Origin of the sequence: Shewanella sp. 10N.286.52.C2, from assembly GCF_002874545.1 — a bacterium.
Classification (GTDB): domain Bacteria; phylum Pseudomonadota; class Gammaproteobacteria; order Enterobacterales; family Shewanellaceae; genus Shewanella.
In genome coordinates this window covers 125,577-149,801 of the sequence record NZ_MCTV01000026.1, presented here as the reverse complement: position 1 = coordinate 149,801, position 24,225 = coordinate 125,577, and the positions used below count along the sequence as shown (strand labels likewise).

20 protein-coding genes and 1 pseudogene are annotated in these 24,225 nt (G+C 42.0%); 9 read left to right on the top strand and 12 right to left on the bottom strand.

All coding sequences use genetic code 11. The features are described 5' to 3' along the window. From BCU94_RS10840 to BCU94_RS10830, 3 genes are all read left to right on the top strand, one after another. Window positions 1–1,241 (top strand): site-specific integrase (locus tag BCU94_RS10840; protein ID WP_102476386.1); only part of this gene is annotated, 1,241 nt, incomplete at its 5' end. Between the two features lie 498 nt (window positions 1,242–1,739). Continuing rightward, complete coding sequence (locus BCU94_RS10835) at window positions 1,740–2,189, top strand: nuclear transport factor 2 family protein (protein WP_102476385.1); 450 nt, start codon at window positions 1,740–1,742, stop codon at window positions 2,187–2,189. Window positions 2,190–2,339: 150 nt separating this feature from the next. Beyond that, a complete protein-coding gene (locus tag BCU94_RS10830; RefSeq protein WP_102476384.1) occupies window positions 2,340–2,744 on the top strand; it encodes a GFA family protein in 405 nt (134 codons plus the stop codon). 713 nt (window positions 2,745–3,457) lie between these two features. Here the strand turns inward: BCU94_RS10830 and iadA are convergent. Further along, on the bottom strand, window positions 3,458–4,621 hold the full coding sequence (iadA, locus tag BCU94_RS10825) for a beta-aspartyl-peptidase (RefSeq protein ID WP_102476383.1): 1,164 nt from the start codon (window positions 4,619–4,621) through the stop codon (window positions 3,458–3,460). 8 nt (window positions 4,622–4,629) lie between these two features. Further along, entirely contained in the window at window positions 4,630–5,214 is a 585-nt protein-coding gene (locus tag BCU94_RS10820; protein WP_241904988.1) for an AbgT family transporter, read from the bottom strand. Between the two features lie 216 nt (window positions 5,215–5,430). On the opposite strand from BCU94_RS10820, the gene BCU94_RS10815 reads away from it, so the two are divergent. Beyond that, window positions 5,431–5,856 carry a hypothetical protein gene (locus BCU94_RS10815; RefSeq protein ID WP_133149786.1) on the top strand — a complete coding sequence of 142 codons (426 nt, stop codon included), beginning with the start codon at window positions 5,431–5,433 and terminating at the stop codon, window positions 5,854–5,856. A 219-nt stretch (window positions 5,857–6,075) separates the two neighbouring features. Here BCU94_RS10815 and BCU94_RS10810 read toward each other — a convergent pair whose 3' ends face one another. From BCU94_RS10810 to BCU94_RS10795, 4 genes and pseudogenes are all read right to left on the bottom strand, one after another. Further along, on the bottom strand, window positions 6,076–7,017 hold the full coding sequence (locus BCU94_RS10810; RefSeq protein ID WP_102476380.1) for a zinc-binding dehydrogenase: 942 nt from the start codon (window positions 7,015–7,017) through the stop codon (window positions 6,076–6,078). A 68-nt stretch (window positions 7,018–7,085) separates the two neighbouring features. Beyond that, window positions 7,086–8,174, bottom strand: a pseudogene (locus BCU94_RS10805) (alkene reductase). A 10-nt stretch (window positions 8,175–8,184) separates the two neighbouring features. Continuing rightward, complete coding sequence (locus BCU94_RS10800) at window positions 8,185–9,282, bottom strand: alkene reductase (RefSeq protein WP_102476391.1); 1,098 nt, start codon at window positions 9,280–9,282, stop codon at window positions 8,185–8,187. A gap of 115 nt (window positions 9,283–9,397) precedes the next feature. Beyond that, window positions 9,398–10,279, bottom strand: coding sequence for a LysR substrate-binding domain-containing protein (locus BCU94_RS10795; RefSeq protein WP_017062691.1), 882 nt, complete (start codon window positions 10,277–10,279; stop codon window positions 9,398–9,400). A gap of 192 nt (window positions 10,280–10,471) precedes the next feature. Between BCU94_RS10795 and BCU94_RS10785 the strand changes: the two genes are divergently transcribed. Further along, window positions 10,472–11,638 (top strand): MFS transporter, encoded by a 1,167-nt coding sequence (locus BCU94_RS10785; protein WP_029235440.1) that lies wholly within the window; start codon window positions 10,472–10,474, stop codon window positions 11,636–11,638. 131 nt (window positions 11,639–11,769) lie between these two features. Continuing rightward, entirely contained in the window at window positions 11,770–12,462 is a 693-nt protein-coding gene (locus BCU94_RS10780; protein WP_102476379.1) for an SDR family oxidoreductase, read from the top strand. A 982-nt stretch (window positions 12,463–13,444) separates the two neighbouring features. Here the strand turns inward: BCU94_RS10780 and BCU94_RS10775 are convergent. From BCU94_RS10775 to BCU94_RS10765, 3 genes are all read right to left on the bottom strand, one after another. Then, window positions 13,445–14,569: a membrane dipeptidase gene (locus tag BCU94_RS10775; RefSeq protein ID WP_102476378.1), complete on the bottom strand. Its 1,125-nt coding sequence runs from the start codon at window positions 14,567–14,569 to the stop codon at window positions 13,445–13,447. Between the two features lie 424 nt (window positions 14,570–14,993). Then, window positions 14,994–15,479, bottom strand: coding sequence for a VOC family protein (locus tag BCU94_RS10770; RefSeq protein WP_102436118.1), 486 nt, complete (start codon window positions 15,477–15,479; stop codon window positions 14,994–14,996). A 242-nt stretch (window positions 15,480–15,721) separates the two neighbouring features. After that, entirely contained in the window at window positions 15,722–16,156 is a 435-nt protein-coding gene (locus tag BCU94_RS10765) for a SirB2 family protein (RefSeq protein WP_277869077.1), read from the bottom strand. 679 nt (window positions 16,157–16,835) lie between these two features. Between BCU94_RS10765 and BCU94_RS10760 the strand changes: the two genes are divergently transcribed. The 3 genes from BCU94_RS10760 to secF all read left to right on the top strand — a co-directional run bounded on the left by BCU94_RS10760 (window position 16,836) and on the right by secF (window position 20,164). Then, the gene (locus BCU94_RS10760; RefSeq protein WP_133126421.1) at window positions 16,836–17,321 is read left to right on the top strand and encodes a hypothetical protein; all 486 of its coding nucleotides are present in this window, start codon (window positions 16,836–16,838) and stop codon (window positions 17,319–17,321) included. A gap of 144 nt (window positions 17,322–17,465) precedes the next feature. Further along, window positions 17,466–19,259, top strand: coding sequence for a protein translocase subunit SecD (gene secD, locus BCU94_RS10755; protein ID WP_102476377.1), 1,794 nt, complete (start codon window positions 17,466–17,468; stop codon window positions 19,257–19,259). Further along, the gene (gene secF / locus BCU94_RS10750) at window positions 19,259–20,164 is read left to right on the top strand and encodes a protein translocase subunit SecF (protein ID WP_102436110.1); all 906 of its coding nucleotides are present in this window, start codon (window positions 19,259–19,261) and stop codon (window positions 20,162–20,164) included. Before secD ends, secF begins: the two co-directional genes overlap by 1 nt. Before the next feature lie 116 nt (window positions 20,165–20,280). Here secF and panP read toward each other — a convergent pair whose 3' ends face one another. The 3 genes from panP to BCU94_RS10735 all read right to left on the bottom strand — a co-directional run bounded on the left by panP (window position 20,281) and on the right by BCU94_RS10735 (window position 24,083). Next, window positions 20,281–21,930 (bottom strand): pyridoxal-dependent aspartate 1-decarboxylase PanP, encoded by a 1,650-nt coding sequence (gene panP, locus BCU94_RS10745; RefSeq protein WP_102476376.1) that lies wholly within the window; start codon window positions 21,928–21,930, stop codon window positions 20,281–20,283. A gap of 132 nt (window positions 21,931–22,062) precedes the next feature. Beyond that, the gene (locus tag BCU94_RS10740; protein WP_102476375.1) at window positions 22,063–23,223 is read right to left on the bottom strand and encodes a glycerate kinase; all 1,161 of its coding nucleotides are present in this window, start codon (window positions 23,221–23,223) and stop codon (window positions 22,063–22,065) included. Window positions 23,224–23,507: 284 nt separating this feature from the next. Further along, on the bottom strand, window positions 23,508–24,083 hold the full coding sequence (locus tag BCU94_RS10735) for a hypothetical protein (protein ID WP_102476374.1): 576 nt from the start codon (window positions 24,081–24,083) through the stop codon (window positions 23,508–23,510). Window positions 24,084–24,225: the final 142 nt, after the last annotated feature.

Here is a 24,225-nt window from a genome sequence, read left to right as displayed (position 1 = left end):
CTTTTGATATTAAAGTTTCTTTGTTGACTCGTGACAGAGCACAAGCGGTTATTCGTAATATCGATGTCGCTGGCACACTGAAAAAAATCATCAATAACATCGACCATCAAACCTGTATTAATGACTTTATTCGTTATGTTGATGAGGTGATTAACAGTCTTCGCAGTGAATTTGAGAAAAACAAGTCAACCATCAGTACAAAGCCAGCAAGTTATAGCATCCCCATCAGAGACACTAAGCTGTCACAACACCGTGAGATCACGGCTGTCGCTCAAGCAATGTCCGTGGTGACGTTACATGATGCTCTAGCAGGGTTTGTAACTTCAAAAGAGAAGTCAGGCATTAGACCACTCTCTATTAAACAACTTGAACAGCGAACCTGTCACTTCATTAAGTTACTGCCAACAATCGGCAACCGGTCACCAAAAAGCACCCAAGCTATTTGCGTTAACGATATTACCTCGGCTGATGCGATGAAGTACCGTGATGAGCTACTCACACAGGGCAGAAGCTATAAAAGTAATAAAGAATACTTAGCGGCCGTATTTCAGTTTTTTAAGTGGTGTAAGTTAATGAACTACTGCAGCCACAATCCTTTTGAAAATGTGACAGTAGGGCAAAAGCCCAAAGTTAAAGCCAACCAAGAAAGAGACCGTTGGGATACGAGTGATTTAAAAAGGCTAATACATTCAGCCGGATTTAAAGCTTCAACAGTGGACTTTAAGTGGGTTACCCGATTGATGCTTTATGGCGGCCTAAGGCCATCAGAGGCGTGTCAGTTAACGCCCAGTGATATCGTCATAATCGAAGGTGTTCATTGCATTAACGTTGATGACAGCGGCAAAGGGCAACGTATTAAGAATGCCAATGCAAGACGCAGTATTCCAATCCACCAAACCCTGATAGAGCAGGGCTTTATTGAATTTGTAAAAACACGTAAAAAACATCCCCAGTTGTTTAATTATAAACCAGTGGGGTTAGTGGAAGATTGGTCAAAGACCTATTGTAAGCACCTATCGATATTACAAACCTGCATTGGCATGAAAGCGAGTCAACGACCAACGGCTTATAGTCTACGACACACTTTTATCGATGAGTTTAAGCGTTTGGATATCAGTGAGCATATTGTGGCGCAGATAGTTGGCCACGCAAACCCAAACATCACCTACGGCCGCTATGGGAAGGATATGCAGGCTAGGGCATTACTCAAATACATTGAGCAACTTGAATATAATATTTGATGATCGGGTGTGTGTAGCTCATTCCTGGCCCAAAGTTAGTTTCAAGTATGAACCTGTGGCCACAGCATTCCAGACGAGCAATGCATCATTTCGATGGGGCGTACTGCTTAACACTTAATTAGTATCTGGCTTATAAATATCGGATACGTATCCTCTGTAAACCATATTTCCCACCTTTATGTTGTGTGCGCTGTATATAAAAACAGTTGTAATGGTTTTTAGGGTTTTTTAAGTCAAATCGGCTAATAAGTAAACTAAAGTTGTACGGAAAATAATTGGTTTGTTTTGTAATTTATTGAAATAAAAGTGTTTTTATTTCCTGTTGAATATTAAGTCCACTTTTAACGCGCAACCTCGCTTTTACTAGCTAAATAAAACGGCTTTACATCAAGAAGATAGTGAATGTAGGATGATATTAATCAATAACTTGAATGGTCGGCTTTATTGGGCGAGCCGTTCAATAAGCTGTTATACCTAATTTAAACAGTGGAGGTTTTTATGAAAAAATGGACACTTTCTTTAGTCACTTTATTCTGGTCTCTTAACGCAATAGCAGACACAGGCTTATCCGAACTCGGTAACAGGTATTTTTCAGCATGGGCAGCAACTCAATCTCCCGATGCTACTGAAAAAGACTTAGAGCACTACCTGTCTTTCCTTAAGGCCGATGTCGCCCACCAACACTTGCCCTACGACTCAGATGATTCGCGATTACCTGACGGCAAAGAAAGTATACGCGAAGGGATGCTGTTTTATTTGGGCTCTCATTCGGTATTTGAAGCTACCTTGAAGCAAGTTATTCCCGCTCACAATGCAATTGCCATTACATACACTACATCTAGCAAGGGAGTACACCCTCAAACAAATGAACTCATAGAATTACATTACTCAACGATGGAAGTTTTGGAAATCGAAGATGGCAAAGTAGCGGTGATTCGGAAATATTAAGAATAGTGTAAGGTATAACAAAAAAATTAAGTTCGCCCTCTGCACGGGCTGGGACGCAAACATGTGGGCTGCTCACTTCGTTCGGATTTTAGCCCACATGTCCGCGCCTCTTATTTAAAAGTTACATGTTGAATCCTCAGAGGTGAATGAATGGAAGTAATATTCGGAAGTTGTCTTTGTGGAGAGGTGAAATTTAAATGTGAAAATACGTTTTCGCAGTTTCATCTATGTCATTGTTCTCAATGTCAAAAAGCCACAGGCTCAGCGCATGTTTCAAACTTATTCACTCAGCCTGAGAACATTGAATGGGTAGCTGGTGAAAATTGCGTAAAAAGGTATGATTTACCTGGGAGAACAATAACTAGCGCTTTCTGTAAAAATTGTGGCTCGCCGGTACCTTATTTGTCTATTTCTGGGAAAGCGCTTGTGATACCAGCAGGCATTTTAGATTCAGCACCAAATATTTCTCCTCAAGATAATATATTTTGGAGTGAACATGCTCCTTGGTATGAGGCTGGCATTAAGGCAAAAAAATATGATGGCTTTCCAACTTAAACATGTAACAAAGCCATTAAAAATCGCGCTTTCAGCGCTGGACTCGCAACAAGTTGCTCGCCTTTTATGGCGGCGTTGGTATGACTCCCCACGTCAAGTAAAGCGCAATAGTTTTGGCCTAAAGATTTAAGCCTATTTTATTCTTTACCCAAAATGAATTGAGTTAACGCAGAAGATGAAGCAAGTAATTTCGTCGGTTGTCATGCTGATATCCGTGGATTACTTATTTTTCAATAAGCAGCGCCTACCTTACCTTCTTGTGTAAACGTTGGTGTCGTGACACCTGTCTTCAGTCTATGTTCGTGGATCACACAGGGTTAACTGTATGCCATCCTAACGCCGTCGGTGATTGTGCCACTGCCGATGCCTGATCAACTGCATTAACTCAAAACTGTTACTCATGCAGGTACTCTTGATAACCGTAATTTAGGGTTAATTTGCACGAGTAATAACATGGCCCACTTCAATTGACTAAATTTTCAGCACTGAACTTTGCTTTAGTTATTGCTAATAATCGGTGATAGATGATGACCAGATCATGGGAAACACTCGTGAGCTTAGAAGATACCCCTTACTACTCTGCTTGAAACATTAGTTGATGGAAAACGGATTTGGACTGAGAAAAATTCAGCTCAAATCTAAATTAACAGGCACCAGTTAAAATGGGTAACTGTCAGTTCAAGTCTGAGCTAATACCGTCGTTAAAATCATGATTAAAATGGAATGTTAAGGCGTGATTTCCCCTCAGAAAAAACTAATTTTCCTTTACTGTATACCGCTTCAATAGCCAGTGTCTGAGCATTTAATAAATTAATATCGCCGTCCATTTCAACAGCGACCCGGCCTTTGTGCCTCAACCTTAATATGTTTGCCGGTGACTCAGTTATTGAGGCTAAAGCAAGCTCAATGGGCACGTTAAATTGTTTAACCGCATCAACCATTGCTTGATGTAGGCTGCTAACTTGGCCCATCTGTAAATCAATTAAGTTACTCTTAGCATCAAATACCGGCAGACTGGCATTACCATCTGAGCTCATGGTCAGTTGGCTAATTGGAGTCTGTTTTTCAAGTGCCAATGCCAATGCCTTTGCCGCAGGGATTTCTCCTTGTTGAATGATTTGTGCCGTGGTGCTGGTGGTAAAATCAATCACTCCCCCTTTAAGGGCAAACTCAATACCAGACTCTAACAGCGCTTGACTGCGATTAATATGAGTTGGATAGTACTGAGTAATGGGGATATCAAACTCATTAATCACCTGTTCAAGTAGTGCGAGTTTACTGGGCTCATCCCCCACATGAACACTGACAACCCCAACTTTACCGGCCAACATACCAGCCACTCTTGCTTCTGATGTGAGCCGAGCCATCTCGGGTGCCGTTATTTGCGAACTGCGATGATCGGCAATGGCCACTTCACCAACACCAATAAATTTATCAATCAGCATAATGTCATGTTTAACTGATTGGGTAACGGTAACCATGGGAAAATGATAAGAGCCGGTATAACAAAAAACGGACAATCCCTGCTCTTCTAAGGCATATGCTTTGGCTAGCAGATTTTCTAAACTGCGGGTTTGAGCATCCGTCCCCAAAACGCCTATCACTGTGGTGACGCCGCCCTTAATCGCGTCGTTTATGTGCATTTCAGGCGTGCGAGTCGTATATCCACCTTCGCCACCACCACCGGTAATGTGTACTAAAGAATCAACAAAACCAGGAGTTAATATTAGCTCTGAAGCATCAATGACAGTAATAAATGAGTTGGCAGCCAGTTCAATACAATCTTCAATGGCAATAATTTTACCGCCGCCCAACAAAACATCTTTTTTACCCAGATACATTGGGGCATAAACTTGTGCATTTTTAAATAATTGCATGAAAACCCTTAGCTAAAATTAATGCTTACAGCAATAATCATAAACGTTATCGAAATGCTGACTAGCAGCAACATAAATCGCCATATAAATTTAGCCCAAATAAACCAATCTACTTTAGCGACACCAAGACAGCCAATAAGCGCTGCAGATGTTGGGATGATGATATTAGTTAAGCCGTCGCCTAATTGGAATGCTAATACGGCAATTTGGCGAGGTAAGCCCAGAATATCTGACAGTGGTGCCATAATCGGCATAGTTAACGCTGCTTGGCCTGAGCCCGATGCGATAAAAAAGTTAAATATGGATTGGAATACATACATAAAAACCGCTGAAACAGTTTCTGGTAATTGCCCTAAAAATAGACCGGTATAGTGCAGCAAAGTGTTTAATACAGATGGTGTATCCGCCTGATCACCGCCTAATATAATCACAATGCCTCTGGCCATCCCAACAATCATTGCCGCTGGCAATAACTCTTGAGCCCCTTTTTTAAAGGCATTGGCAACTTCATTAACGGTAAGACGACGAGTGATTCCGGCGATTAAGCCTATTGCACAACCTAAGGTAAAAAACTGACACCAGTGACGGCGCACTGCAATACGGAATATTTAATCAAAAACCACCGAGTGAACGATGTGAAATAAATCAATGTGAAGGGGAAATACCCGCAACGGCGGTAACCTATCGTGCCAAGGGCGGGTTAGGCTTCTTTCCTTATGGAATAATGGATACGCATTTTTCTGAGCGTGATCGGCAAATAAGATTGTTAATGCTAACCGCCTCCACTTACTAGTGAAATGGGATTTGGTGTGGATGAGAATACCGCGCTATTAGTGAATATTGCTGATAAACATGTATCGGTGATTGGGGAACATGGTGTATGGGTTATCGAGCAAACTCAAGTAACTAACGATAGCAATGACCAACCAATATCCGAGGGAGTATCGCATTATTTAACTTCAGGCAGTCAAGCTGATATTGATGATAAACAACAGTTGATTCACATCGAATTAGCCAATGAGGGAGTTTCAATTGATATGCAAGCTACTTACCCAACTTATCATCAGTGGATTAAGCAAGCTTGCCGTGAGGGGAAAGCATCGAGAAAACAGCTCAATAACTATGAACTTGTCCTTCTCCCGAGCTCAATAACAGACTGTCAAAAAATATTAAAAAATCAGCTAAGTTATCAATCGATTACGCTAAGGCTGCGAATGTTAGGCTCTAGCTTATAGGGGAAAATATAAGTTATGACTATACTTGACCACTACAGTCTGATTGCTTCGTAGCTCATAACGGGACAAAAATCATTTAGAGCATGATTTTTGTCCATGTCCTAGAGATAAGTTTTGCTCATCATCAACGATAAGAACAACTAGCCAAGCCAAGTTAAGCCAAGTTAAGTGTAGGGTGTCAGCTATGGTGGCTCCCAGTAAAAATATAAATAGTGCGGTTTAACTCAATGTAATTACAGTTTTTAGTTTTGTAAATTCACTATGTGTCAATGCCTCAGGCATGTCTGCAAAATTGAATATGATGGGCGCACTAATTTCAACATCACTTTTAGTAATTCGTTCAAGTAACGCTTCACCATTTTGCATTAATGCATGCCAATCTTGTTTATCACCAAAATCATGTAACGCGCCAAGGGCTATTTCGTGGTAAGAAATAGTGCGAGTAAATGGCGGGTCAATGGGTTTAGCAATACGATCTTGAATGCAGACAATATGTCCATTCGCTCTTAACAGTGGTACTAAATGGGCGGCATTTTCGCCACTCACGGCATCAAAAATGGCGAAGTATTGCATGTCGATTTGAGATTGTTCTCGATAAACTTGGCGAAGACCTAGCTTTTGGGCTCGCTCTTCGCTCAGACTCGCTGAGACAACATCAACGATATAACCCGCATCGAGAAGGAACTGGGATAATAAATTATTCACCGCGCCAAAACCAACGACAAGCACTTCTCTTTGTCGGGTTAATGGAATTTTTTCAAATGCTTGCCATGCGGTAAGCATCGGGCAAGGTAGCGCTGCTGCAAGTTCAAATGATAGGCTCTCAGGCAGCGTCATCACTCGCTCAGCATTCAAAACGGTATATTCAGCATAGCTACCATGGCGATTTAGTGAGCCATGATACGCCACTCGACGCCCAATGAGACTGGTGTCAACTTTAGAGCCTACGTGTACGATGACGCCTGCACCATCAACACCAGGAACATGACCATTCGGCCAATTTAGAGGATTGGCTTTAATAAATTTCCAATCGACAGGGTTTATACCAATCGCTTTGTTTTGTACTAAGATTTCATTGTCATCTAAAGCTGGTATTTCAGCCTTACCTAAAATAACACTGTGTGTCTCTGTTTGATATTGCCAAATTTGATAGGGTTCCATCGCATTCTCGTTTGCTTAAAGAAAGGAGAAGGCACCAAGGAGTGGTTAGTCCTTGATGCCTAGTTTTGCTATGCCTGATAAGTAGGATAATCGATGTAGCCTTCGGCTCCGCCACCATACAAGGTGAGTCTTGCGTCAGCATCAAACTCGGCCAGTGGGTTATCATTGGCCAAACGGGCGACTAAATCTGGGTTCGTTACAAAAGGGGTACCAAAGGCAACGAAATCAGCATACTGCTTGTCGAGTAACTGTTGCGCTGATTGCTTGGTCAGCTTTCCAGCAACCATGATTGGGTTTGAGTATATTCGGCGAACTTGTTGGCGAAACTCTTCAGGTACCTCTACATAGCGTGATATGTTTTCTGAAAAATGCACATACGCAAGGTTCATCGGTTGTAGTTTTTCCAGCAATGCTAACGTTAGCGGAACAATTTCAACATCATCCCCAGCAAAACCCTCTCCGATATGAGGAGACAGACGAACCGCAACTCTTTCCCCACCAATTTCGTCAGTAAGTGCTTGTAAGGTATCAACCAGAAAGCGCATACGATTCTCTTGGCTGCCACCATATTGATCACTTCTTTGGTTGCTTTCTAAGCGTAAAAAGGTATCAAACAAGTAACCATGCGCAGCATGAATTTCCACGCCATCAAAACCAGCTTCAATGGCGTTTTTGCCCGCTTGTACAAAATCCGCAATCGTGCTCTTAATGTCTTACAGCGTCATCTCCCGTGGCGTTTCAGTTTCAATCATCCCAAAGCCACCTTCAGCTAGTGGGCCAAATACTTGATCTGGGATTTTAATCGCTGATGGGGCTAACGGCTTAGTACCTGAAATATCAGAATGACTGCGTCGCCCCACATGCCAAAGTTGAGTAAATATTTTTCCGCCTTCTTGATGCACAGCTTGGGTGGTTTTTTTCCAGCCTTCGATGTGCTCTGGGGTATAAATGCCCGGAGTCATCGAATAACCTCGTGCAGCCGCTGAGATCGGGGTGCCCTCTGATACAATGAGTCCAGCACTGGCACGCTGACGGTAGTAGGTTGCCATCATCTCGTTTGGTACATCACCAGGTTGAGACGTGCGTGAACGAGTCATCGGCGCCATCGCGATACGGTTTCTAGTCTCAAGTCCGTGACCTTTAAATACCTTAAACATACTTACCCCCTTAAGCTTTATACGTTGGATAATCAATCAGACCTTTCTCACCACCACCAAACAAGGTGTTTGGATCATGCTCTGCCAATGGGTAGCCGTGAAGTAGACGTTCAGGAAGATCGGGATTCGCCACAAAAGGTCGACCAAAGCCGATCATATCAGCCAGTCCGTCATCAATAGCTTGCTTTGCTTTTTCCGCATTATAACGACCTGCGTAGATCAGCACGCCTTGAAAAGCATTGCGCATTGCACGTTTGAATGAGACGGGTGTATCTGGTGCATCATCCCAATCGACTTCAGCAATATGTAGGTACACGATATGATGTTTATTGAGTAACGCTGCGGCAGCGGTATAAGTCTCAATAGGGTTAGCATCAACAGTACCATTGAGGGTTGTTAAAGGTGCCAAGCGCACACCAACGCGATCAGCGCCAATGGCATCGACCATTGCAGTAACAACTTCATCAAGAAAACGAAGACGGTTTTCAAGACATCCACCGTACTCATCAGTGCGATCATTCGCCTCTGAATCAATAAATTGGTTAATTAAATAACCATTAGCGGCATGCAGTTCAATGCCATCAAAGCCTGCCTCAATGGCATTCAATGCGGCTTGACGGTAATCTTCGATCACTTGCTGAATATCGGCTTTTGTCATCGCTCTAGGCTGAACGACGTCAACAAAACCAGGTTCATCACTGCCATTATCAACGAATACTTTGACGTTTTCCGCTTTTAATGCGGAGGAAGAAATCGGTTGCTCACCACCGATGTTATCTGGGTGAGTGACTCTTCCCACATGCCAAAGCTGCGCGAAAATAGCACCTTGTTTGGCATGCACAGCGTCTGTCACTTTACGCCAACCAGCAATCTGCTCAGGTGTGTAAATACCTGGGGTCCATGCATAGCCTTTTGCCGTCGCTGAAATTTGCGTACCTTCAGACACAATCAATCCTGCACTGGCACGCTGAGCGTAATAGGTTGCCATCATGTCATTTGCGACATCACCAGGCTGACTGGCTCTTGAACGCGTCATCGGTGGCATGACAATGCGGTTTTTGAGTGTGAGTCCACCCAATGTGAATGGTTTAAATAGTGATAGTGACATAGTTGAGCCCTCTTCATTTGATAGGGGCATACTAGCAAATGAGTCACCAATCATTTATAGCAATAAAGGCAAATGATATTTGTAGAAATTGCAATAATCAGTTTGTTTAAGCGGGTTACAGGGTTAGCTTTGGCTTAATAAAATCAATAAAAGCGGAGATCCGCTTGGCCACAGAAGAAGTCTTATAATACACAGCGTTGACTTGTTCTCTTCTTGGATGACTGATTTTTTCGCTCTCCAACAGCGAAATTAAACGTCCTTCGGCAATATCTTTATTCACCATAAACCCTGATAGACATGCAATGCCATTTCCTGCCAACACAATTTGTCGAATGGTTTCGCCATTACTTGATGACATCAAAGCGTCTAGTTGGGTAAAACCTTTTAAAGGCCAGTCATTCAAAATTTTGGGGGCGACAAATCCAATGAGATTATGCTGAGCAAGATCGCTGCTTTTAGTGGGGAGCCCGCGTTTTGAGATATATTCTGGTGAAGCCACAATATACAAGGGGCTTCGACCCAGCGACCGAGCATGTAGCGTAGAATCGCTCAACGTACCAATCCGAATTGCTAAATCGGTTTTCTTTTCTAGTAAATCCACAATGCCTTCATTGGAGGTTATTTCTAGCTCAATATCGGGATAGGCTTGATTAAATGACTGCACCAATGGCACCAGTTGATGAAACACAAACGGACTAGCCGCGTCGACACGTAAACGGCCTTTGGGCAATTCCCCACGGGAAATAATATCTTCTTCCGCCTGCTGTAATTGCATTAATCCCACCCGCACAGAGTCAATGAACTGGCGTCCTTCATCGGTTAATTCAATACGTCTAGTGGTTCGGTTTAGAATAGTGACCCCAAGTTGACTCTCCACTTTACTGACCGCTCTGGATACTCGCGCGACTTGGATATCTAGGCTCTCTGCTGCCGCTGAAAAACCTCCGGTATCGACTACAGCTAGTAAAATGGCTAAATCATCAGATTTTGTTCGCATGCTATTTCCCTCAACTTTATCCAATCGCTCATCAGCTTTATTGCATTTATAACAAATATCATTTGTAAAAACCTCTGTTTTTCACAAAACATCTTTAATGCAAAATGCCCCCCATCAATTAACAACGCGACGGCATAGCGACCAATACATCGGCTATTGCTGGTCATTTTCAAACAACAGAGAGTAAATATTATGCCTTTAGCACTTCTTGCATTGACGCTCAGCGCCTTTGCTATTGGAACAACGGAGTTTGTGATCGTGGGGCTACTCCCGACCATGGCCTCCGACCTAAATATATCACTGCCTTCAGCAGGCTTGCTGGTTAGCCTTTATGCACTTGGTGTTGCCATTGGCGCCCCGGTTTTAACGGCTTTAACAGGAAAGTGGAATCGTAAACACGTATTGATTACCGTCATGTCACTGTTTGTTGTCGGTAACTTAGTTGCATGGCAAGCACCTGGATATAACACCCTGATTATCGCTCGTATTTTGACAGGTTTAGCCCATGGTGTATTTTTCTCCATTGGTTCAACCATTGCTACCGGTCTGGTACCAAAAGAAAAAGCCGCCAGCGCCATTGCGATTATGTTCACTGGTTTAACCGTGGCGTTAGTCACAGGCGTGCCGCTTGGGACATACATAGGTCAAACCTTTGGCTGGCAATCAACCTTCTTAGTTGTTGCGCTATTAGGTTTAATCGCATTAATTGGTAGTGCTTTCTTAGTACCAAATAACTTAAAACAACCTGCTGCAGCTAAGCTTTCATCGCAGCTTAAGGTATTAACTCAACCTAGATTATTACTGGTTTATGCGATTACTGCACTGGGTTATGGCGGCACTTTTACAGCATTCACTTTCCTTGCTCCTATTTTGCAGCAAGAAACTGGCTTTAGTGCGAATGCAATTAGTTTAATTATGTTGGTTTATGGAGTCTCAGTTGCGATTGGTAATATTTGGGGCGGAAAAATGGCCGATAAAATGGGCCCAATAAAAGCCCTTAGCATTATTTTTACTGGTCTTGCAGCTGTGCTTATCGTGTTCAATTTTACCGCCGTTAACCCTATTGCCGCGGTAGCCACGATTTTAGTTTGGGGGGCATTTGCATTCGGTAATGTTCCAGGTTTACAAGTATATGTAGTGAAACTTGCTGAAAAATATACACCAGATGCAGTGGATGTTGCTTCCGGTTTAAACATTGCCGCCTTTAACGTTGGTATTGCACTTGGTTCATGGGGCGGAGGGATGGTTGTCGCTGAAGCAGGCTTAATGCATACACCTTGGGTAGGTGCAGTAGTTGTACTGATAGCGCTTGCTTTGACCCGCTTTAGTGGCCGTCTTGATAAGCGTGCAGAAAGTTAATGGTAAAAATGTATTAATGAAATAAACACGACTCTTACCCTTAGAGCTGGTCAATGCAGCAGCATTGGCCAGCTTTTCGCAACTTATATTGATTGGTATTAGACAAGATTGAAACTGATAAGAGGCACTCAATGAAAACCGTTTTTATTACTGGAGCTAATCGTGGCTTAGGATTAGAGCTTGCAAAGCAATATGCACAGCGACATTACAAGGTCATCGCTTGCTGTCGCGATATTGATTCAGCGCATGAGTTAACCCTGTTAGCACAACAGTATTCAACCATTCGCCCTTATGCTCTAGATGTTAGTCATGAAACAGATATTCTCGCTTTAACTGAGGTGTTTAAAGAGCAACCTATTGATGTACTTATTCATAATGCTGGGGTGAATGGTGAAGGATGTGACAACTTAGGCAATATGGATCAGCAAAGATGGCTAGAGGTGTTAAAGGTCAATACCATCGCACCCATGTTAATCACGCAGGCCTTGCTCAATAATATTCTAGCCGGCCAAGATAAAACCATAATCGGGATGACCTCAATACTGGCCAGTATTGATGATAACCGCTCAGGGGGACGATACAGCTATCGAGCATCAAAAGCGGCCCTCAACCAAATAATTAAATCTCTAGCCTGTGAATTATCCGAAGCGGGAGTGAAGACCATGGCAATTCATCCAGGTTGGGTAAAAACCGATATGGGTGGCAAGGAAGGCAAGGTAACAGTAGAAGAGAGTGTTAAAGGCATGCTTAATGTCATCGACAATTTAAAACTTAAACATTCAGGTTCATTTTTTGTCTACGATGGCACTCAATTGCCATGGTAAGCCCTGTAGTTGCGTCACATGAAAGCTCTAAGGGGATGATATGCTTTTTACCTTTATAATCCTTTGTATTATCGCTTTGCTCGGATGGTATTTATACAAAGTCTCCCGTGATATTTCCCAAATTGACTGGGATTGGAATGGCGATGAGATCCTATAAATTGATATCGCCTGCATCTATGGCTGGTCACATTATATTCTAATGAAAAACTGTGAGCTCGCTCTGGTGCTGAGTAAATACTTTAACGCGAAATGGGGCGTGCGACGTGAAGTCGTATGAAGCGCTGTTCACCGCTTAATGTGTGAACCATCTGTATCACCAGATGAACCTATGAGCCTGAATAAAGTAGCGGCTCTGACAATGTAACGAAGAATGGTCATGGACTATTCGGGATCTAAATCGCGAGAGGACGATCCTCCTGATAACCACAAATCGGGTGAGTGCTAGGTAGTCAGTAAGATGAACATAAGTGAATCCGCGTAAGGTGCGTTATACGTTGAAGCTGCGGAAGTTGTAACCCTCCCTTATATCGATCATATTTTAAGAGAGTTTTCTTTATTTAACCGCTCATATAGCTTGGGCGGTAGCAAAGAATGTCGTAGCAAGAAAGGGGATTAGGTTGGATGTATTCCACAAAGGGTTCACCGTTAAACACTTATAGGCCTTGAAAGGATTGACTCAGACAATGTACCTGCTTTGTACATGAGCAGAAGCGCCCAAACGTGAAGTTCACACCTATTTGTTTAGCAAACTCCTTATGCAATAAAGGTTTTCATTTCTTATCTGTGGCTGAACAAATACCCGTGGTTCAGTCTTAAATAATCGACAACAGCGTGATTTTGTACCTCAGAAATGTCTAAATTCAAATTAGCACCGCCAGTCTTTAGACTGGGCTGGCAGTGCTTTTTACGACTCAATATTTAATCAACTAACATTAATCAACTAACATTAATCAACTAACATTAATCAACTAACATTAATCAACTAACGCCACACCTGATCAAATACTCGGTACATATTACCACCCAAGAATTTGCCACAATCCTCTTGGCTATATCCATTTTGTAGCATTTTATCAATCAGTGCCGCTACAATTTGGTAAGGTGCTGGAGTAGGGAAGCCCTTTGCACCTGCTGCTGCACTATAGCCGCCATCAGGGAAAACAGCAGCGCCCATTGTGGTTTGCATGATTGAGGCAGTAAAATTAATATTGGGAATATAGTCTGAACCAAAACCCACGTGATCAATACCAACTAGGTTCACCATGTAATCGACATGACGGAATAGCGCGTCTGTGGTAACAATATCTGGGTTAGACGTGTCCATAAATGCGCCAACCATATTGATTGAGCATACACCACCACTCTCTGCGATGGCTTTGATTACTTCGTCAGATAAACTACGTTGATAATTGGCCATGGCTTTTGCACCTGAGTGCGAAGAAATAACAGGTTGGCTACTGCGCTCTATAGCATCAAGCGAGGTACGTTCGCCTGTATGGCTAACATCTACCACCATGCCGTAACGGTTATAGCTATCAATCAGCTTTTTACCAAAGGCGGTCAAACCGCGATTTTCAGGTTCAAAGCAACCATCTCCTACTTCATTGCGATTGTTGTAAGCTAAAAGACAGTAGCCATAACCTAACTCACGCCACAAAGCGACACGGTCCACATCGCCACCAAATATCTGGGTGCCTTGGTGAGTAAAAAATAGCCCAAGCTTGTCCTCTTTTACCGCATCATCAATGTCTTTTGTTGTACGGATAATTTTGTAGCTGTCTGGGCGTTCTCTCATTTTATTAAGATAAAAATCTGTGCCTTTCATGATGCCATCGACAGAGGCGTCTAACGAGTCCGCAGATGGACATGCTGCAAGTACTTTAAAACCAGCAGCCTTACAACGGTCCATTTCATCGTGAAATTCTGGCGCTTCAGGTGAAGACCACTGACTGGGATATAGTGCAGAAAATAGGGTATCAATGGTCATAGAATCACGGACAATATTGACAGCTTTTTCTGATGCGGGATAAAACTGTTTACGCTGTGGGATATTGGAATAATCTTTGATTTCAAATTCAGGTAGCTCAAGGGTTTTGTTATTAGTCATAATTCGATTCCTATAGTGTTTGCGCCTTTCAACATGTTCAATAAACGCTGAACTTGTTTAAGATTTAACTATAGTAGACTCATTATCGTTGGAGTATTAATCGTTTATGTATGATCAAATCCTCAACTACTAGGATCCTGTTAACATCACCTTAAGGACTGACATGGTTTAGTCATACCACCAGACGCCGCATGGCTAGATGATATTCACTTTCAATATCTCGATAATAGGTTGTTAGGTTTTTTTCATTAGGTGAGTCCCGCAGGTTCATCGTTAGCTGCAACAATACCTAAAGCTAGCTAAGGAGGTTTTCTTAGCAATGTGATCATTGCCCAAAGATGATTTGTGCCAAAACGAGGTTGTTTATTACAAAAAAAATCAGCAACAAACCTTGGTTAGTTGCTGATTTTTGGCTATTTAATTTCTATTCATATTCAGAAGAATAAGTTTCTGAATAAGAATGAGAATATAGCTCAAATAAGTTTCCAAATGGGTCTTCTAAATACACCATTTTGTAAGGCTTATTATCATCTTCTGGATGGTAGCGCATGATGTCCATTCTGACTTTGCCACCGAATTTTTCAACTCGCTCGATAACGCCTTCAAAATCATCTGTTTCTAACGAGTAATGGAAGATACCGATTTTAGTGAAGTCGACAGTATGTTTTTGTTCACGGTCTTTCATTTCAAATAATTCAAAACCGATGCCATCTGACGTGACGAGGTGAGCAATGTTGAAGCCTTTAAAACCTTCACCAAATACCGCAATACACATTCTACCAATGGCAGTTTGTTTTTCTTCTATGACCTCAGACTTACCCATAACCGTTTCAAGACCTAATGCCTGGGTATAAAACTCGACGGCTTTATCCATGTCACCAACCATAATACCTACATGACTCATTTTCATGATATTTTCGCCTTATACGTTAATTGCTAAGCTGTTGCTTGTTCGTTTTGATAGCAGAAGTATATGGCGAGCTGATGATTTAATAAAATTATCAAAATTTATAAAGTTAATAATATTATGTTATTAAATTGACTGGGCTGCAATGTAGTTAGCATTAGGAATGTTTGGGCTGGCATAAAAGCAAAAAAGCTAAGCAGACGCTTTATGCCGAGCCTGCTTAGCTTAGTTATTTAAACAATGAGCTAGCAGGTTGCTGTTAACATTGCGTAACCTAGTTCAATGTATGCATTAGCATCTTCAACCCCTTTGGTTTTTAGATGATGAGCAAAACCCAGTCTGGCACTCATTACTATCCAAAACGTGGCACTGATAAAGCCTATAATGCGCCATATATTTGATTTTGCCCATTTAAGCGCAAACGTAATTGAGAGTACATACAGCACAAACCCCGCTAGTTTTGATGATGCCCAACCATTAACGAAGGGGTATAAATTCAGTGGATTTACAATAACAAGGTAAAGGAATGTAGCGATAAACAACGTATATAAGATGTGTGGCCCTGTCTTAAGTAGCTTTATATTGACCTTGTCAGAGCCTTTCATAGTTAATAGTAAGTTAATGATAAAAAAGATAAAGGTGAGCGCGATTATTGTTAGGTGGGTATGCTTAACTATCATGTACATACTGGTGTTCCTTTTAGTATTTTTGATTTTACTAATATAGCTTGCTTGTTATTTGAATTGATATATTTATTGTTAATTATAATTGCCCATTGGTATTTCTAATTAGTAACTTGATTTAATGTAAAGTTTTACCATCTGAGAATACGTAAAAAGAGATAATTAAGATCAGTCAGTGATAGGAATTCAAATCGAGATGTGTAGAGAATCGAATAGATGACCAAAAATAAATTTTGCGCATCATTTGTTTTTTTTGCTATATAAACAATAGTTTGCCTAGCATTGTAAAGCTCTAATTTGGCCGTTAAGGCTTTATCAATATCCGTCGCCCCCCGTGAACAGAGCAAAGCGAAAGTCGCGGGGTCGTTCGTTGGCTAAGCCCCCCCGATCTCTACGCCGTATTCAATACGAAAGGCTCATCAGTAATGATGAGCCTTTTTCTTAAGTTCGCTTTGTTAAATAACCTGGCTCAATTCTAATAGAAGTTTATCAAGTTAAATTAAGATTAATGTCAGCCTATCCTTATGATTTTAAATTGGTTTAATTGTATTTTTTATTGTAATTAGTATGCAGGGGTAAAGACTTGGATATTAGCTGATGTGGCATTGTCCTTTTGTATTTATAATGCTGCTCCATATAACTATTTGTCACGCTTTTATCATTAAGGATGAGAATCTTGTTGGTTCGTAGCTTAAAAATAATGATGCTATTGATTTTGTCGTTGAGTGCATACTCAGTAACGGCAGATGAGCAGTCGGTTATTTTTAATCACAAGATGGAAGTCCAAAAAGTTCAGCTCGACGTTAATATTGATATAGCAATGACAGATTTAGCTTTAGAGCTAGATGACGGTGTCAGTGCAACAATGGCTTCACCTGCTACAGAGCAGCCTTTAGTTGATAATATAGATAATTTTAACTTCCTAAATGAGCTAAGAAGGGTTGTTAGCAGTGATAATCGTGCAGGCTTAGGCAAGATCCCTAACTATTACTTACTGGTTGCTTTTATGGAGCCAGTGTTATTAGATTCTGCCTCCACAGCCATTGCTACTCCAAAATTTGTTGAGCACTGGACAAGTAAAATTACCCGCTCCACTTCTCGAGTTTCAGGCTGGAAAGACGGCAATAGCCTTTACAGCCATTACCATATCCGTTTCGCATAAATTTCTGATTTTCGCTTAGTCCAACATTTGTTGGATATTTTTAGTGTCTACAATTTGCTCCTTTAATCTAACTGATAATTAAATCTCGTTAGTGATAGCTGGGTAATTGTAGCTACTGTAATTTGTGATTACAGAGATATTTATATGAAAAAATCACCCAATAAAACACCGATAAACCGTTATGCTACATGGAAATATGTGGTGTTAATTATCACCCTAATGATCATGAGCCTCAGCGCAATACCGTCTTTGTATGGCGAGAATGCAGCGCTACATATTAATCATAGTGACACTCAAACAATTGATGCAACCGACGTTGCTCGTTTATTACATACTGCAGATATTTCGACCTTAGCTATTTCACAAGAGGGCACTAATCTTGTGGTTGTACTTGATGATGACAGCCAACAATCAGCAGCGAAATCAATCGTTGAACAATCACTTGCAAGCGATTCAACCGTTGCATTAGCCATGGAGCCTGCAGCACCTGATTGGTTAACCAGTATGGGATTTAAGCCTATTAAACTCGGTTTGGATTTACGCGGCGGGGTGCAGTTTCTGTTAGATGTCGACATGGCGCCAGTTTATGCTGCTCACCGTCAAATGATTATTGATGATGTTGGTCAGGAAGTCAGAGGTGCCCGTGGTAGACAGGTTGATCAACGGGTTGAAATTAGTTTTCGAGACAGCCAAGATTTACCCAAAGCCGAGGCGTTCATTAAAGCCAGTTTCCCCGACTGGCAGATGAGCAAAAAGGCCAACATACTAGTGCTTAATCAGCGTGCTGATGCGCTCGAATTACTTCGAAGCACCACGGTTCAGCAAAATTTACAAATCATGCGCAGCCGAATAGAGCACTTGGGTATCACCGAGGCGTCAGTGCAAAGGCAAGGCGAAAACCGTATTCGAATCGAACTTCCCGGTGTACAAGATCCTGCTGCGGCCAAGCATGTTATTGGGGCGACGGCTTCTTTATCTTTCCACGCGCTAGTTGAGCCGCGTTCTGCAGTATCACTTTCTATTGCTGATGATAATGGCATGCCAATATCCATCGATAGAAAAGCGATTCTGGGAGGTGAACATATCATTGATGCCAGAGCCAGCTTAGGTGAAATGGGGATAGCTGAAGTGAATTTGTCATTAGATTCAGTTGGTGGCCAAAAGATGTCGCAATTTTCTAGGGCAAATATTGGTCAGCCGATGGCGACAGTTTATAACGAATTTATTCAAAATCATGATGGGGCTAGCATTCAAGAAAGTAAGGTCATTAGTGTAGCGACCATACAAGCGCAATTAGGTAGCCGTTTTCGTATTACTGGGGCTGGGAATTTGGCTGAAGCTCAGCAACTTGCGCTGTTGTTAAGTGCAGGCTCATTGACGGCGCCAGTAACGATTGTAGAGGAACGTACTATTGGGCCATCACTTGGGGCTGAAAATGTTAAAAATGGATTTGCTGCTCTGGCATTAGGCCTTGCATTAACCTTAAGTTTTATTGCGTTATGGTATCGGCGCTTAGGTTGGGTGGCTAATGCGGCATTATGTTTTAATTTGGTGATGTTGCTCGGGTTAATCGCGTTGATCCCTGGGGCGGTATTAACGATGCCGGGTATTGCAGGTTTAGTACTAACAGTCGGCATGGCGGTGGATACCAATGTACTTATTTTTGAGCGAGTTAAAGATAAGATGAAACAGGGATACAGTTTTGCACAGTCAATCAATAGTGGTTTTGACAGTGCTTTTGCATCTATTTGGGATGCAAACCTCACCACTATGATTGTCGCCATTGCGCTTTATTCCATTGGTAATGGCCCGATACAAGGCTTTGCTTTGACCTTAGGTTTAGGCTTACTCACGAGTATGTTTACCGGCATTTTTCTTTCAAGAGCCATCATTAATCTAATTTGGGGACGTGATAAGCGTCGTATGGTGAAAATATAATGAAGTATTTATTAAATGAGAAGTTCACTCAATTTCGCTTAGCGCTATCCGGATTATCAATTTTACTCTTGCTGGTGTCAGCATTGTTTATTGGATTTAAAGGTTTTAATTGGGGTTTAGATTTCACTGGTGGCGTGGTTGCTGAGGTGCAATTAGATCAACAGTTGCAAGCAAATGATATTAAGGCGTATTTAGATCAAACCTTAGGGCAAGATGTGCAATTGATTAAATCAATGGAAAGCGGTCAATGGACAATTCGATATAACCATGAAGGCGTGAGTGACACCAGTATTGCTGAGTATTTATCACCAATCAGTGAAACCATAAATATTTTGAGTAGCAGTATTGTTGGTCCACAGGTAGGGCAAGAAATGGTCGAGCAGGGTGGTTTAGCTGTGCTTGTATGTATGCTGTTGATTATGTGCTACTTGAGTATTCGCTTTGATTGGCGTTTAGCCTCAGGAGCTTTATTGGCATTGATTACTGACATCATTATTGTGTTGGGTGTGTTTGCGGTATTTCAGTTGGAGTTCAATTTAACTGTTTTAGCTGCTTTATTAGCAATTTTAGGTTACTCGCTTAATGACTCAATCATTATCGCTGATAGAGTGCGAGAGGTGATGCGGTTAAAACCAAACGGGGAAACCGATACCATCATCAATGATGCTGTTAAAGCGACTTTTTCTCGCACCATGGTGACCTCGGGTACAACACTGGTTACCGTGTCGAGTTTATGGCTTGTTGGCGGTGCGAGTTTACAAGGATTTTCTATCGCATTATTTGTCGGAATTATCTGTGGAACTTGTTCATCAGTCGCTTTGGCGGTGACGTTACCCCAGCTATTTGGTTTATCTCCTAAAGATTATATTGTTATCCCTATTGATATCGAGGACAGCTACTCATGATCAAATAATCAAGCATGAGTGGTTGTTCGCAACTGGACCTTAATTAAATTGCCCATATAAATATGCCCACTTAACAATGGGCTTATTTTGAGTATCGAAGAGTTAAACTAGATTAATCAATAAGCTTTAGCTATTGATAATAACTGCGGTAAAAATTCATTATCTAATGTGGCAATCTCGGCTTGCTCACTTAACACATCATGTAAAATTTCATGGGTAGTAAGCGGGTTTGCTAATACCACTCTAAATACCGTGACGATTTCACGGTGGTATTTAGCCGGTTTTATTCTCGTACGTGAGACAAATGATTTACCTTGTTCACGTTGGTGCTTTTGAATAAAGCGGGTTAAGCGGTCAAGCAGGTAATTACAGCGCTCTACAGTATTTATATCATCATTAGCTAATGCTTTATCAATTGTTAGTTGAACAGTCTTAGGCACGTAACGGTAGGTTAAAATACATAATTCAGGCTCTGTGATGAGCTCAAAATTTTCATCTGCAGCAATGTGCGATGCGAAATAACGGGCCATTTCTAGACCGTTGTTGATTAAAATCTCATAACCGTCACCACCGATGATCTGTAAACAAGCATGCACTAGCATTGCCATGCCAGGTCGTGAGCCTTCGAGGGTTTGACTACCTAAATCTTTAGAGCCTACTCGCAAAATATACTCGGCATGATGAGCAATGGCATGTGCAAGCTCTGGGTCTTTAAATAACACCATGCCCGCACCCATAGGCACGTACATTTGTTTATGGGCATCAATAGTGACCGAGTCGGCTAATTCAATGCCATCGAGTAAATAGCGGTATTTGTTCGACAGTAAACTGGCCCCGCCCCAAGCTGCATCAACATGAAAGTGGCATTGGAGTTCAGTGGCGAGTTTTGACAGTTCAACTAGTGGGTCGATATTACCGGTTTCGGTGGTGCCAGCAACACCGACAATGGCCATTACCTTAATATTGTCATCGGCGAGCTTTAATGCGGTTTGACGCATGGCCGCTACATCGACTTTATTGTCCGCAGTGGTGGGGATACTGATGATGTTGTCTCGACCAATACCCAGTAAGTCAGCGGTTTTACCAATTGAGTAATGGCCGCGCTCAGACACTAAGATGGCTAAATCGTCATATCCATAGTGTTTCAGTGCTTTAGGTAATCCTTCACGGTTAATGCCTTTAAAATTACCATCAGCTTTTAGTAACTGGTTTCGTGCTATCCATAATGCGGTGATATTGGCCACCGTGCCACCAGAGCAAAATGCGCCAAGGGAGTAGTTAGCGCTGTGCATCCATTGCTCATAAAAGTCAGTGTCTTGGCTGTAAATTAAGTGGTGCATCATCCCCAGCACTTGGCGCTCTAATGGAGTGAATGCTTTAGATGTTTCGATTTTGACTAAGTTCTGATTCAAGCCCACCATCATTTTAGATAAGGGTAAAACAAAGTAGGGCAGCGCTGATGTCATATGACCGATGAAGCTCGGCGCCGAGGTATGTACCGAGTGTGCTACCAGATTTTGCATTATTTCGTCAGTATAATCAGATACAAAACGAGGCGAATCAGGAATTTGAAACGCTTTAAAGTCAGTTTCAATAAGTGATAATGGCTTTTCTAATGCAGCAATACTCTTACCTAAAAAGCCCGCTAAGTCTTCAGAAAGTTTCTGCTCGATAATGCTTAAGGTTGAGTCGGCGTCTTCAGGTACGGTAAAAATACGCAGAAGACTTGCCTCTGATGCTTGTGCTATGCGGTCGTGTTTGGTCATTAACTGGTGCCATCATTTTTATTCTTGGGCCAATAATGTGCTAAATATATTGATATAAGCGCTTTCATGGCCATTATGAGGGCTAACTTTACTGCAAGGATTATTTCGCAGCAAGTTTTTAACTCAAACTGACTATTTACTCAGCGACAACTGATAAATTGCGGCGATATTCTGCGCAGTATTCGCCAGGTTGTCATGGGCGTTAGCCAGAATATCATCCAGTGGTGCTAATGACGGAATAATAGGAAATATCGCTGTCATGCCTTGAGCTAAAATTAGCTCGGCGCCATCACCAAAGCAGCCAGCAATGCCAATGACAGGTACGTCTTGATGTATACCTTGTTGCAGCACACCCATTGGGGTTTTACCGCCTAATGTCTGGCTGTCCATGCGTCCTTCACCTGTGATGACGAGATCGGCGTCAGCGATAGCATCTGCAAGCTTCACCGTGTCAATGACGATATCGACCCCCGGCTTTAGCTTGGCATTGAGTAGTGTCATCACCCCATAGCCCATACCGCCGGCCGCGCCTGCGCCAGGAAACTCTGCGAGCTCAGTTGTCGTTGTAAGTGAATGAGTTGCACAAACCACCTTGGCAAAGTGAGCTAATGCAGCATCAAGTTCTGTAACCATCTGCTCATCTGCGCCTTTTTGAGGACCAAAAACAGCGGATGCGCCATTAGGGCCGCATAGCGGATTATCTACATCACAGGCCACCTCAATTTTACATCGCGCCAGTAACGGGTGAGCTGATGTGTTATCAATTTTTGCAAGCTCGGTTAACCCCAAGGCGCCATAACAAATAGGCTTATTTTGTGCTGTAAGTAAGGTAAAACCTAACGCCTGGACCATACCTGCACCGGCATCGTTTGTCGCACTGCCACCTAAACCTAAAATAATATGTTTTATACCTCGGTCTAAAGCGTCTTTTATTAGTTCACCCGTGCCATAACTTGTCATTAGCATAGGGTTACGGTTAGCACGTTCCACGTAATCTAGGCCAGATGCTGCGGCCATCTCAATCACAGCGGTCGCAGTTTGAGCATCTTGATTAATGATGCCGTAATGAGCGTTTACAGGAGTGCCTTCGGGGCCTGTGACTTGCAAGCTGATAATTTCCCCTTGGGTTGCATCAACCATAGCCTGCACCGTACCTTCGCCACCATCGGCCATCGGCACTTTACAATACTGAGCATCAGGAAATACTCGCTTAAAGCCTGCTTCAATGGCATTAGCAACACCTAAGGCGCTGAGGCTTTCTTTGAAGGAGTCTGGCGCAATGACAATTTTCATAGGTGTCCTACCTGTAGTAACTTAGTGATTGGCGTTTAAACCTGAGCTTATGAATAAATTAGCAGTAAATGCATGTTTGATAAATGCTTAAAACGAAGCAGCTATTGAAAAATTTTATTATTGCTATTGGATAAGTGGATATTAGCCATAAAGCTGGCTTTGATAGGGGCAGGACTTGGGGATAGGACTTAGGCCAGGAGTAAAAATGAAAATGGGCACTCATCTCATGATAAATGCCCACAAATATATAATTCAGCTGAAAACCACCAAAGTGTAAGTGATGGTCAGGAGACGGAAATTTGGTTAAACAACTGGAATAGCCAATAGCCAAATAAACCGTAGCTGGTTAACAGTGTCAATATGGTCGAAAACTTTGCCACTGGCGCAATAGGCGTTTGTTTTAAGGCTAAGTGGCACAATACAATAGAAAACAGGCTGATTGGGGCAACAATAATGCTTAAAGGCAAAATAATAATCGCCCCTGTTAGTAGTATTAACGCCGATTGCATACAAGGCACTTTTTTATTGGTTAACAACAGTGGCGCTAATGCTGCACCAAAGGCCAATAACACAGCGCCCAAATATAGAATAAATTGTGCCAAGGATTGATACTCGGCAATAAAGCCAATTAACGCAATAAGCGGAAACACTAAGCTCAGTGTGACATGCTTTTGGCTAACACTTTTTTGCACGTATAAGCCTGCAAAATAGCAGCTAGCTTGCGCGATAGCATTAACGCAAGTAAAGGCCATTAAAGCAATGAAGATAAGAATGCTGTTATTGGTCATAACGGTTGAACTGGCGGCAAATGCCGGAAATGCAACCATTGAGCTAAGCAGAACAATTGATGTTTTTTGCATAATAATTTGGCTATTTCTACTGTATGAAATCAAAGATAGTGGCACTAGCAGTAAATTTTAATCGACTATTAGTGTAATAGCTTTTGTTAATTTAGTAATTGCAGGTTATTTGTAGTTTATTGATAGCTACTGCACAAAACGT

Coding starts and splice junctions, on each gene's coding strand:
- BCU94_RS10835 (WP_102476385.1), top strand. CDS start 1,740: ATGAAAAAATGGACACTTTCTTTAGTCACTTTATTCTGGTCTCTTAAC.
- BCU94_RS10830 (WP_102476384.1), top strand. CDS start 2,340: ATGGAAGTAATATTCGGAAGTTGTCTTTGTGGAGAGGTGAAATTTAAA.
- iadA (WP_102476383.1), bottom strand. CDS start 4,621: ATGCAATTATTTAAAAATGCACAAGTTTATGCCCCAATGTATCTGGGT.
- BCU94_RS10810 (WP_102476380.1), bottom strand. CDS start 7,017: ATGGAACCCTATCAAATTTGGCAATATCAAACAGAGACACACAGTGTT.
- BCU94_RS10800 (WP_102476391.1), bottom strand. CDS start 9,282: ATGTCACTATCACTATTTAAACCATTCACATTGGGTGGACTCACACTC.
- BCU94_RS10795 (WP_017062691.1), bottom strand. CDS start 10,279: ATGCGAACAAAATCTGATGATTTAGCCATTTTACTAGCTGTAGTCGAT.
- BCU94_RS10785 (WP_029235440.1), top strand. CDS start 10,472: ATGCCTTTAGCACTTCTTGCATTGACGCTCAGCGCCTTTGCTATTGGA.
- BCU94_RS10780 (WP_102476379.1), top strand. CDS start 11,770: ATGAAAACCGTTTTTATTACTGGAGCTAATCGTGGCTTAGGATTAGAG.
- BCU94_RS10775 (WP_102476378.1), bottom strand. CDS start 14,569: ATGACTAATAACAAAACCCTTGAGCTACCTGAATTTGAAATCAAAGAT.
- BCU94_RS10770 (WP_102436118.1), bottom strand. CDS start 15,479: ATGAAAATGAGTCATGTAGGTATTATGGTTGGTGACATGGATAAAGCC.
- BCU94_RS10765 (WP_277869077.1), bottom strand. CDS start 16,156: ATGATAGTTAAGCATACCCACCTAACAATAATCGCGCTCACCTTTATC.
- secD (WP_102476377.1), top strand. CDS start 17,466: ATGAAAAAATCACCCAATAAAACACCGATAAACCGTTATGCTACATGG.
- secF (WP_102436110.1), top strand. CDS start 19,259: ATGAAGTATTTATTAAATGAGAAGTTCACTCAATTTCGCTTAGCGCTA.
- panP (WP_102476376.1), bottom strand. CDS start 21,930: ATGACCAAACACGACCGCATAGCACAAGCATCAGAGGCAAGTCTTCTG.
- BCU94_RS10740 (WP_102476375.1), bottom strand. CDS start 23,223: ATGAAAATTGTCATTGCGCCAGACTCCTTCAAAGAAAGCCTCAGCGCC.
- BCU94_RS10735 (WP_102476374.1), bottom strand. CDS start 24,083: ATGCAAAAAACATCAATTGTTCTGCTTAGCTCAATGGTTGCATTTCCG.